This window comes from Chryseobacterium sp. MEBOG06 (genome assembly GCF_021869765.1).
In the GTDB taxonomy this organism is placed as follows: Bacteria; Bacteroidota; Bacteroidia; order Flavobacteriales; family Weeksellaceae; genus Chryseobacterium.
Genome location: NZ_CP084580.1, coordinates 3,332,171 through 3,343,596, shown reverse-complemented (window position 1 = coordinate 3,343,596; position 11,426 = coordinate 3,332,171). Strand labels below are relative to the sequence as shown.

Below are 11,426 nucleotides of genomic sequence, written 5' to 3'. Positions count from 1 at the left end.
GATAGTAATTCAGCAGGTGACCTTTCTAGAAATAAATTATAAAAATTATGTTTAAAATAGAATTTAATAAAACAATAGAATTAGGAGTAATAGATATAGAAGATGCATCTGTCAGTGAAGCAATTTGGTCAACTTATCCTGATTATAAATCGGACGTATTTATTCATTGGAAAGGTTATCAAATAGAATTGGATAAAAGAGGAGATATTAGTACTATTTACAATGATATTATTGATATGTTAGAAGAACTAATTAATAATAATTCTCTATTTAAGTCAGGTTTTTTATCTAGTACATTCACGGCATATTGGAATTTCAAAGTTGAAGAAAGGACAATAAAAATAAAACCCCAATTTTTTGTAGCTAGTATAAAAAATAATGATATGTATTTAGCAAATGAAGAAATTAGAAAATTAGATTTAGATATTGAAATTGATTTTGATTATTTTATTAGTGAATGGAGTAAGCTTTTAAAAAGTATAAAAGAAGATTTATTAAAAGTCGGATATACCGAAGATTTAGAAAATTTTGAATATTTGAAAAATTTGAAATAGAAGTTGTTTAAACTTATTTTGGAAAAAAAGTTCCGAGAAAATTAGCAATTTTGGATTGCAATTTAAAAGACTAATAATCTGGAACTCATTAGCAAAGATAAAATAGAGAAATGGATTTTACCCCATTTAAGCAAAGGGAAAAGAGGATTTTCTACGAAGTTTGACTTGGTAAAAATAATTCAGACCATTATAAAACGGCTGAAAACTGGTTGCCAATGGCGGGAAATTTCGTTAAAGGACTATTTCGGGGAAGAAAAAATAAGCTGGCAAAATGTGTATTATTTTTTAATAAATGGAGCAAGGATGGCAGCTTCAGGAATATTTGGATTCATCTTTTGAATCGTAACAAGAGGATGTTGGATATGTCGTGTACTCAGCTTGACGGGAGCCAAACCCGATGTAGAATGGGCGGAGAATCAACAGGATATCAAAGCAGAAAATCGGCGAAAACCAGCAATATAATTTTCCTTTGCGACAATCGTGGTCAAATGATTTCGATGGGAAATCCCAGAAGCGGAAATCATCATGATTTATATGAAATAGAAGATGTTATGGGCGAGATTATTGAAATTTTATCCGAAGCGGAAATTTCTCATAAGGGTCTTTTTTTGAATGCAGATTCGGGATTTGACATTGAAAATTTAAGACAGAAATTAGAAATGGAGGAAATAATGGGTAACATCAAAACTAATCCCCGAAATGGAAAAACAGGAAATAATGATTACTATTTTGATGAAAAATTGTACAAAAGCAGATTTAAAATAGAGCAGGCAAATGCCTGGTTAGATGGCTTCAAGTCTTTGTTGATAAGATTTGAAACGCTGGATATTACTTGGAAGAATCTGCACTTTTTGGCGTTTTCCTTAAGACTAATCAAAAAATTAAAAGTTCAAACAACTTCATAGATAGTAAATTTATTACAAAGCATAATTTATTTGAGAAAATTAATAATGTGACAAAATCTTTAAAAGAAGAAGATTTAATGAAAATAGATCCAGGTTATCTAAAAATTTTAGAGGAAATATTTGCAAAAGAGACTAAAAACCAACTTGGTAGAAAAAGTACTGTGCGAATTTTATCAGAAAATGCATTAACAGGTAAAGAAATAATATTTTAAAATATGAAATTAGAAACATACATAGCACCAAAAACAAACTTTACTATTCATACTATTTACTGGAAACTAACAAAAAGTGATAGCTACATTCCGATAATAAATATTATTGGGAGAATTGATTCCATTAAGGAATTAGAGTTATTAAAATTTTATCTTAATGAAGAGTTTTATGATAATACTTATTATAGGATAATTAATTTTTCTGACCTACAAAATAATACAAATCAACCTTTTGAATTAAAACATATCTATAAAGATAGATTTATTTTTATAAAAGGGAATTTTATAATTGAAGAAAATAACGTTTTTGACACAAAATTAAATGCTATAAACTATTGTTCTGAATTATTTAAAAAAACATATTACGATGGAAAAACAAGAATATATGATGATAGATATAATAAACCTAAATTTATTAAGGCACTAGATCATGTCCATTTTTTTTCTTTTGAAATTAAACTCGACAAAAAAAATGAATTAGGCTATTTTAAAATAATAGGAACATATCCAGGATCCACCAACGATCTTGATGATGATATATTAGAAACTAAAAGACTTTATGCCAGTCTAAATAAATTTTTAAGGTTTTCAGGGGTAGAGCATATAATAATTGATATTACAAATTTTAAGTATCAATACTTAGACAAGTATTTAATGGATTTTATTCCTACTTATAAAGATTTTGATAATAACCCGTCTAAAGTAAGCTATATTATAAATAAGGATACGGATACTACGTATGGTTTTATAAAGAACTCAAAAATGTTTTATGATTTAGATGAAGCAATGAAAGCTTTTAAAGAGGAATAGAAAAAAATACTTTATTTTTATAAAATGTTTATTGTAAAGTATTAATTATTTTTTAATAAAATAGAGTATTGTCATGAAAATTCAGCAATAGTAAAAAAATATTTGCGGGTCTTTGTTGATTTAACAGAACCTGATAATTTACAAATTAGAGAAGTTTGCCATGTAATTTTACTTCATATAATTGAACTAACCATCAAAAATCTATCCCATGAAAAAAACACTATTCATTTGCTCCTTTCTCTTCACCCTTTCCTTTGCAAGCGCACAAACTATAGAATCCGGAAGTCACAGGGTAAAGTACTAACTATAAACCTGTTTGAAATTATTTGAAAAATGAGTTTCCAGAAAATTAGCAATTTAAAAGTCAAAGAAAAAGAATAAAAATAAATGAAGCTATGGAAAATATTGAGAAAGCTATGATTCAGATTTTATGAAACAGATTTACTAAAATATTGTTTTCAGGAGATGTTCCCCTGCTGCCGCATGAATCCCTTCGTTTGGCATTTTTACTATCCAAGATTTCTCAATAAGTTTTTTATCTTTATAAAAAACATACTTGATGAGTTATGATTACAAAAGCTAAAACCTTATTGAATCAAGGTTAGTTTTAGGAGCGGAAGTGGAAGGCTCTTAATCGTTAAAAATAAATATATGAAAAACAATGAATACATCATAAACATAATATCAAGTAAAAATATTGATGCTTTAAAAGAATGGATAAATAATGGTGGTGATGCAAAGACTATAATTGGCGGTCCTTATTATAAAGAGAGTTTAATACAATATATCATAGATGAGATTGAAGATGAAGACGAGGATACTTATGTAACAATGATAGAGGTTTTAATAGAAAATGGAGCAGACGTAAATTATTTTCATGAAGCTTATAATGCTCCCGTCTTTCAGACAATATATTTAAATAAACCAAAAGTTCTAAAGTTGATTTTGGAAAAAGGAGCTAAAATAGATATTGTAGGGGAAGAACGTGAGACACCACTCACAAAAACTTCTTTAAATCAGAATGTTGAGCTGATGAAATTATTATTAGCTTATGCAAATAAAGATCTTATCAATAAATCTGGGTCTTTTCAGGCGAAAACACCTTTAGGATTGGCATTTTATTTTGGAAATCTGGAGATGATAGAATTATTGCTGAAGTATAAAGCAGATCCTTATGTAAATGATGGAGAGGGTTATTTAACTATTGAAAATATTCCAAAAGATATTGATGAAGAATTGAAAAAGAAAATATTTAATCTTATAGAAAAGTATAAAGCTAAGTAAAAAGCTTTTAAAGCGAAACCTCAATTTGAAGTTTCGCTTTTTATTAAAAGTTTATCTTTCAAACAGAGAAGTAACAAAACAAACACCGGAGAATTTTTTTCTAGAATATTTAAAACAATAAATTAGCCTGAGATTTAAAACCAAATCCTGAAGTCGATAATAATGATGACCGATTTGAAGATTTAAACTAAAACCATGACAGATTTTATAAAAAAATTAGAAAAAGAATTTAACACTCAAATTATCTATTCCAATAAACATATCTGGAGAAATTATTATGATGTTGATAATGATGGAAATATTACAACGCTTTATTTAGATAAGATTGATTTAAAAGATCTTTATGTTTTATTGCCTGTCGCACACAGTTTGGTTAATCTGGGAGTTTTAGATTGCAATATCAGAACTTTAGTAACATTAAAATCATTTACTCGATTGGAAATTTTGAGCTTAAGGCAAAATAATTTATATGGTTCCACACTTGAACATTTAAGTTATTTGAAAAAGCTAAAAAAGCTTGATTTAAGAGGAACAAATCTTACGGATACATCATCACTCGGCACTCTTAATAATTTAGAGATGTTGTTTATTGGTGGAAGTGATCATCTTGATGAGATTAAAGGCTTGGAAAGTTTAAAATCACTATATCATTTAGATGTGTCTAACAGCTGTATTAATAGTATTGAGAACATCTGTGCAAATGAAAATATCCGTGTACTGAATTTAAAGGGCACTAATTTGAAAAAGATTACGCATTTGGAGCGATTTCCTAATTTGGAAAGTCTTAATCTGGATGGTACTTTAGTAGAAAAAATTGAAGGATTACAAGCTTCGAAAAATCTTAAAGAGCTTTTTATTTCTACATGGCGTATAAAGCGTATTGAAGGTTTGGAAAGCTTAACCAAATTGGAAGTTTTGGATTTATATTTGAACGAAATTTCAAAAATAGAAGGATTGGATAATTTAACCAATTTAAAATGGTTGAGTCTTAATAGCAATAAAATAACAAAAGTTGAGAAATTGGATAATCTGACAAACCTTGAACTTTTATTATTGGAAGCCAATGAGTCAATTACTTATTTTGATACTGCATTTTTTCACAATTTAGTCTCAGAATGTTATATATACATGCGAGATATGATGGAAATAGAAAGAATTCAAACGGCTGCACCCGAAAATGTAAAAATCAATTATAATGACGATTATCAATGGCCTACATCATTGTATAAAGTTCCTAGCAATATTTTGAATAACCTTTATTTACAATAGTATTCGAAAGATAAGTAATTAAAAAACATTTAAAGCGAAACTTCTACTGGAAGTTTCCCCTGCTGCCGCACGAATCCTTTTGTGTGGCATTTTTATTATCCAAGATTTTCTCAAAAGTTTTTATCTTTATAAAAATGGAGCTGATAAAACCATTTACCGATAGTATCAAAAGCTATTGCCAGCGGAAAATGTAGCCAAATCAATAGAAAATGCTTTGGGAAGAGCAATTCCTGTAGTGATTGGATTTTTTAGCTTCATTAGCAGGTCTTGAAAAAATGGTTACTCGAAAGGGGGACAGAAATACGAGAAGGTAATAATTAAATATAAATAAGATGAGTGATTTTTTCAATACTATAGGGAAATTAGAAACAGAAAGCAGAGCAGAGGATATTTTGCTACCTGTTCATGAATACTTGATTAACAAATTGAACGCTGAATGTAATTCAGAATGTTTTTATCTAATAAATGATTACGATAATAATGATTTTGATGCTATACCAATTGAAGACGTCGAAAAAATGTTAAATGATATACAAGAAGCGCCTAACTTAGGAAATGTTGAATACATACTTCCTTTTGGTAAAATAAGTATCAACTTTATAGCTAATCATCCGTTTTATATAAATTATATAATGATAAGTGCAGAGGATTTTGTTATTGAAAAATCAAGGCAAGAATTTTATTATTTTATATTGGAAATACATTTTAGATTTAATATATTACATACAATAGGAGGTTGGGGATTAGGACACTACTTAAAAGAGATAAGGCAAAATATCTATTCCTTAAAATATGAGCTTCTAATATCTTAAAAATAATAGCATAGATTGAAAGTTTTCTGATTATCCGTACACTCGAGTATTCAACTTTAAGAAAGTTAACCATAAAAGAGTATCAAAACCTAATGTCTATAATAAATCTAAAAATGTAGCGTAAAGAGTATGTGAATTTTGTTTCAAAAATTGTTGCAAGTTCATAATTATCAATGATTTGAAGATTAAAAAAAGATAGAAATTAAAACCATGACAGATTTTATAAAAAAACTTGAAAAAGAGTTTAATACTCAAATTATACATTCCAACGAACATATCTGGGAAAATTATTATGAGATGGATAAAGATGGGAATATTAGAACATTATATTTAAATGAGGTTGATTTAAAGGATATTGGTATATTATTACCAATAGCGGACAGTCTTGTTAAATTAGCTCTTCCATACTGCAATGTGAAAATGTTACGTCCCTTAAATGCTTTTTCACGGTTAGAAACATTAGATTTAACCGGTAATAAATTACCGGAAAAATCATTTAGGTATTTAGGAGATTTAAAAAGTTTGAAAAATCTGGATTTGGGAGCAACTAAACTTAAAGACACTTCTTTGTTGGGTGATTTAATTAATCTGGAAATATTATATATTAGTTGCAATCCGTATCTAGAAGTAAATGGTTTGGAACATTTAAAGTTCTTACAGCGGTTAGATGTCAGCCTGACTGAAATTGATCATATAAAAAAGATAAATGTTAATGAAAATATCCGCTCTTTAAATATTGGAGAAACTAATATTAAAAGAATAACTGATCTGGAGCGTTTTCCCTATTTGGAAGAATTGAGAATAAATGGAAGTAGGGTAGGCAAAATTGAAGGTTTGGATACCTTACACAATCTCAAACAACTTTTTATTTCGGCTACTCATGTAGAAGAAATTGAAGGATTAGATAGCTTGAAAAATTTAGAAGTATTAGACTTAAGTTATAATGAAATTTCAAAAATCAAAGGATTGGATAATCTGAAAAACTTAAGAGAACTAAATTTAAATGAAAATAAGATCACCAAAGTTGAGAATTTAGATCATCTCATAAATCTTGAGTATTTAATTTTTGAGGCGAATGAAATTAAAGAGTTTGATACGTCTTTTTTATCTAATTTAGTTTCCGAATGTTTTATTTCTCTATGTTTTACAGGAGATTATATTAAAGAGATTAAAGATGTTCCAAAGAATGTAACAATTAAGTTTGAAGATGATCATTTTGTACCAAGAACATTATATAGGTCAAAAAAATTGTTTCGATAATAATAAGAGCCTTGTTTTTACAAGGCTCTTTTACGCTCAAAATTTGCCCCTGCTGCTGTAATCTCAACCGATTTAGATACCCTCAAAAATATAGTTTTTCATTAAAGAAGAAAGCTCTTGTCAGATATATATCTTAATAAAGCAAGGCTCGGATTGTATAATCTGAGCCTTTTTTAATGATAAAACACCTATTGGTTGACTTTTAATTTTCGACACATTTATCCCAATTTATCGCACAAAAATAATCTGACCCGCAAAATACAGTTATGCATAATTGTTACTAGATATTACTGCAACTACAGAACACCTGGGTCGAAAAACTTTCCCGGGAGGAAAAAAAAGAGGAATTTTGAATTTCGAAATTAAATAATAAATCATCCGATCCTGAAAAATAAAGAATGCTGTAACCATAGCATTTCAAAACCAAAAAACTTTAACAGGAATACAAAAAGGATGAATTCTGAACTTTAAATCATTAACAGTAATAGGATCCAAAAAGTAATTGTGCTTATAAAATAGCAGTAAAGAATAGTAAAATATTATGAAAGAAAATAAACCAACACTCAGAGACCAATTAAAAACTTACTTTGAAAAAGGCAAATACCCAACACAAAGTCAGTTTGCCGATTTGATAGATTCTCTAAGGCTTAGAGAAGATGTCTATACCAGAAGAGAACTGGCAATCCTTGCCAATAGTTTAACGTCTATTGATAATATATTTGTTAGTTTTTTATTAAACAGTATCGGGAACTTAAAATTTTCAATAGTGGTAAGCACGAATGATGAACCTGACCAGGTGATTTCATCAGCGGATTTCAAAAGTTTTTTAGATAAACAATATTTAATCGGCAATGCACCTTACACAATTAAAGTAAAAGAAATCTTAGAGGGTGATTTAGGAGAAACTGAATATTATGGTTTGACTTATCAATTAAATCAGAGCTATTCTATTAACAGATTGTTCGGAAATAATTTGAAAACCCTTCCTGTTGGGTTTGACTTTGGAAAGCTTGATAGTATTGGATTACCCATACAACTTTCAAAGGGAGATTATGGAAAGAAAATAAACATTTTGAATACAGGGGTTACATTCGTTAATAAAACTGAAGTACCTATCCGGTATAGAATTGAAGCTCCAGGGTGGAGTAGCCAATATATAGCAGAAGATACCATTACTGATCATTATGATTTCGGAGATTATTTCTCTCTTTATTATAATGCGGACCTTACAAAAATTAATCAGTCCATAAAATGTGAGGTTTATAATGCTGATAACAATACCCTGTTGACGACAGGCTACTTACCTGCAGGGAAAAACCAAAATTCTTTGAACGGTGGTCAGGTCATAGCAGTCAGAAATATAAGAATCGAATGCAGCTATTCTCAAATTGAAAGCTAAAAAAATAAGCTGCTGAAACTACAGAACAGATAGGCTGAAAAACTTTCTTAGAAATAAAAAAATGAATTTTGAACTTTAAAAAGTAAGCATTAATTGAATCCCAAAAAACAAGATATAAGCAGTCATAAAAAGTAAAATATTATGGAAGAAAATAAATTAACCACAAGAGAAAAGCTAAAAACTTATTTTGAAAAAGGGAAACAGCCCACCCAAAGCCAGTTTTCGGATTTGATAGACTCTTTAAAACATAAGCAGGATTTACTGACTGATAGAGAAGTGATTATCCTTGCCAATAGATTGTCGTCTATTAATAGCCCATACATTAGTTTTGCAAACTATACCTCTGAAAATGAAAATTGTCCCATTGTTATAAGTTCACAGGATGAAGAAGATCAGATAATACAGTTGGGTAAAATAACCAACGGCGATCCGACAAAACAATATCTTTTGGGTAAAGGACCCTATAGCATTACAGCAAAGGAATTTTCAGCAAAAGCATTAACAGGCACGCAATACTATTATTTGCGTTACCAGATAAATTCAAACTATTGGATCTCCAGGCTCTTTGGGAGTAATCTGCCTGCCATTTCTGATGGGTTTAACTTTGGAATATTTGAAGATAAAGTATTTTACGTAGAAATCAGTAAGCTTGATTATGGAATAACCATGAACATTATCAATACAAAGATTAAGTTTCTCAATAAAACAGGAGAATCTATTCAATATATACCGTCTGGAGGGATTTGGAGCTATGGCTACACTGCTGAAGATATAGTGACTGATCATTATGATGCATCAGATTTTCTGGCTTTTAGCTACAAAGCGGACCTTCGGAACAGTAATAAATCCATTGAATGTAAAGTGTATAACGCAGATAACGACGATCTTTTAATGACAGCCTATCTGGCATCAGGACAGAATAATATGAATGTTTCGGGTGGCGGGTTGGCAAGCCAAATAAGAAATTTAAGAGTCGAATGTAATTATATGGCCGAATAAGAAATTACAAAGCAGCAAATAGCTAAGTGAGCCGGCATCTTTAATACATTTCATACAAAACTTAAATGTATTATTTTTCTTCTTAAAAAAACATGCCTTATAGACGCAATACCTGCAACGTTGGGCAATTATATTGTGTACCTGAATACATTTGCCGTTGTTTAAATTTGTTTTCCTTTTGATAGGGAAAGAACATCCGGAATAATTGAAATCTTTGTTTATGAGTAGAAAAATAGGCTTACTGCAGCTACAGAATAGATAGGCCGGAAAACTTTTATAAGAAGAAAAAAAGATCAATTTTGAACTTTCAAATAACGCACTTCATTATTAGAATTTCAGAAAATAATAGCTACTGCAACTACAGAATAGATAGGTCGGGAAACTTTTATAAGAAGAAAAAAAAGATCAATTTTGGACCTTCAAATAACGCACTTCATTATTAGAATTTCAGAAAATAACAGCTGCTGCAACTACAGAATAGATAGGCCGGGAAACTTTTATAAGAAGAAAAAAAAGATCAATTTTGGACTTTCAAATAACGCACTTCATCATTAGAATTTCAGAAAATAACAGCTTACTGCAACTACAGAATAGATACGCTGAAAAACTTTCCCAGGAATAAAAAAAGGATGAATTTTGAACTTTAAATCGTAAACAATAAGTAAATCCAGAAAACAATTATATTAAGGATATAAGCAATAAAGAACATTAAAATAACCATGGAAGAAAACAATAAACTAACCCAAAGAGAAGAGCTGAAAACCTACTTTGAGACAGGTAAATATCCCACGCAAAGTCAATTTGGCCAATTCATAGATAATTATGTCCATTTGAATGAGTTTAATTTTGGTCTTGATGTAAAACCCTCCGGAAAGTTTAAGACAAAATACTATCATTTCTATGTAGCTCAGGAAAAAGGTAAAACAAGTGTAGGGCATATAAACATCGAAGATAATGATGTAAAAGACCCGCAAAAGTTTGATCAATACAACCATGTTTTAAGTCGATACATAGCTTATAAATATTTAAATATAAAATTGTCAAACGAATTAGATATCGATAAATACCAGCCTAAGATCATCATAAAACGTTATAAACAAAAGAAAAAACTCAAAAGCGGGTATTTGAAAAAAGCAGGTTTTTACAAGGAACTTCCATCAGATGCGGAAGCTTTGGGGAGACAGTCCGAATATCCTGTAACATCTAATGAAATGGTTCTGGACATTAATCCTATTAACTATTTCAGACCTGGTAAGGATTATAAAGAATTTTATCCGTCAGGAACATTTAACAGACCTGGTTCATTTAGACATACCGTTCATCATAGAAAACCATATTCACTTATTCAGATGTTTTTGGAAATTGATGTGAACGGAACAAAATATAAGTCGCATCCCGTTGTTATAAAAATTATTTTGGGACGGGACGAGAATGATTTTATCAATTATATTATTGATTAATAATAAAAATTACCTCAATCGAGTAAGATACTCATTAAGGGGACGCCTTTTGCGCTTGGAATATTGGAATTTTCTGATGTATAAACATTAGAATCTCCTCCGGGAAGTGGAATAACCGTTTATCAGAACTGTTATTTTCTTTCAAGCGTAGATTGATTCTTTAAAAAGTAGGAAATCCAGTGAGTGAGAACCTCTCTGTAAGAACAGCTTCGGCGGTTCTGGTGAGACTCTCCAATGTGAGCTGCTTTTCGTTTGAGGTTTATTAAAGACACACACAATAAAGTGGAAACATCCTAAAGATGGAGTACACCTTATTTACACCCATAAAAATTACCTCAATCGAGTAAGATACTCATTAAGGGGACGCCTTTTGCGCTTGGAATATTGGAATTTTCTGATGTTTAGACATTAGAATCTCCTCCGGGAAGTGGAATAATAGTTTATGAGCACTGTTATTTTCTT

The 11,426-nt window shown here is 29.8% G+C and carries 11 protein-coding genes; all 11 read left to right on the top strand.

The window, feature by feature from the left end:
- The first annotated feature begins 47 nt into the window (after positions 1-47).
- A complete protein-coding gene (locus tag LF887_RS15375; protein WP_236855128.1) occupies positions 48-554 on the top strand; it encodes a hypothetical protein in 507 nt (168 codons plus the stop codon).
- A 362-nt stretch (positions 555-916) separates the two neighbouring features.
- A complete protein-coding gene (locus LF887_RS15370) occupies positions 917-1,459 on the top strand; it encodes a transposase (RefSeq protein WP_236855127.1) in 543 nt (180 codons plus the stop codon).
- A gap of 47 nt (positions 1,460-1,506) precedes the next feature.
- Positions 1,507-1,671 carry a hypothetical protein gene (locus LF887_RS15365; protein WP_236855126.1) on the top strand — a complete coding sequence of 55 codons (165 nt, stop codon included), beginning with the start codon at positions 1,507-1,509 and terminating at the stop codon, positions 1,669-1,671.
- 3 nt (positions 1,672-1,674) lie between these two features.
- Complete coding sequence (locus tag LF887_RS15360; RefSeq protein ID WP_236855125.1) at positions 1,675-2,481, top strand: hypothetical protein; 807 nt, start codon at positions 1,675-1,677, stop codon at positions 2,479-2,481.
- A 651-nt stretch (positions 2,482-3,132) separates the two neighbouring features.
- The gene (locus LF887_RS15355; protein ID WP_236855124.1) at positions 3,133-3,765 is read left to right on the top strand and encodes an ankyrin repeat domain-containing protein; all 633 of its coding nucleotides are present in this window, start codon (positions 3,133-3,135) and stop codon (positions 3,763-3,765) included.
- A gap of 195 nt (positions 3,766-3,960) precedes the next feature.
- A complete protein-coding gene (locus LF887_RS15350) occupies positions 3,961-5,034 on the top strand; it encodes a leucine-rich repeat domain-containing protein (RefSeq protein WP_236855123.1) in 1,074 nt (357 codons plus the stop codon).
- A 332-nt stretch (positions 5,035-5,366) separates the two neighbouring features.
- Positions 5,367-5,846 (top strand): hypothetical protein, encoded by a 480-nt coding sequence (locus LF887_RS15345; protein ID WP_236855122.1) that lies wholly within the window; start codon positions 5,367-5,369, stop codon positions 5,844-5,846.
- A 210-nt stretch (positions 5,847-6,056) separates the two neighbouring features.
- The gene (locus LF887_RS15340) at positions 6,057-7,106 is read left to right on the top strand and encodes a leucine-rich repeat domain-containing protein (protein ID WP_236855121.1); all 1,050 of its coding nucleotides are present in this window, start codon (positions 6,057-6,059) and stop codon (positions 7,104-7,106) included.
- Between the two features lie 541 nt (positions 7,107-7,647).
- Positions 7,648-8,505, top strand: coding sequence for a hypothetical protein (locus LF887_RS15335; protein ID WP_236855120.1), 858 nt, complete (start codon positions 7,648-7,650; stop codon positions 8,503-8,505).
- A gap of 141 nt (positions 8,506-8,646) precedes the next feature.
- On the top strand, positions 8,647-9,504 hold the full coding sequence (locus LF887_RS15330; protein ID WP_236855119.1) for a hypothetical protein: 858 nt from the start codon (positions 8,647-8,649) through the stop codon (positions 9,502-9,504).
- Between the two features lie 719 nt (positions 9,505-10,223).
- Positions 10,224-10,964, top strand: a complete 741-nt coding sequence (locus LF887_RS15325) for a hypothetical protein (protein ID WP_236855118.1) — start codon at positions 10,224-10,226, stop codon at positions 10,962-10,964.
- The last annotated feature ends 462 nt before the right edge of the window (positions 10,965-11,426 follow it).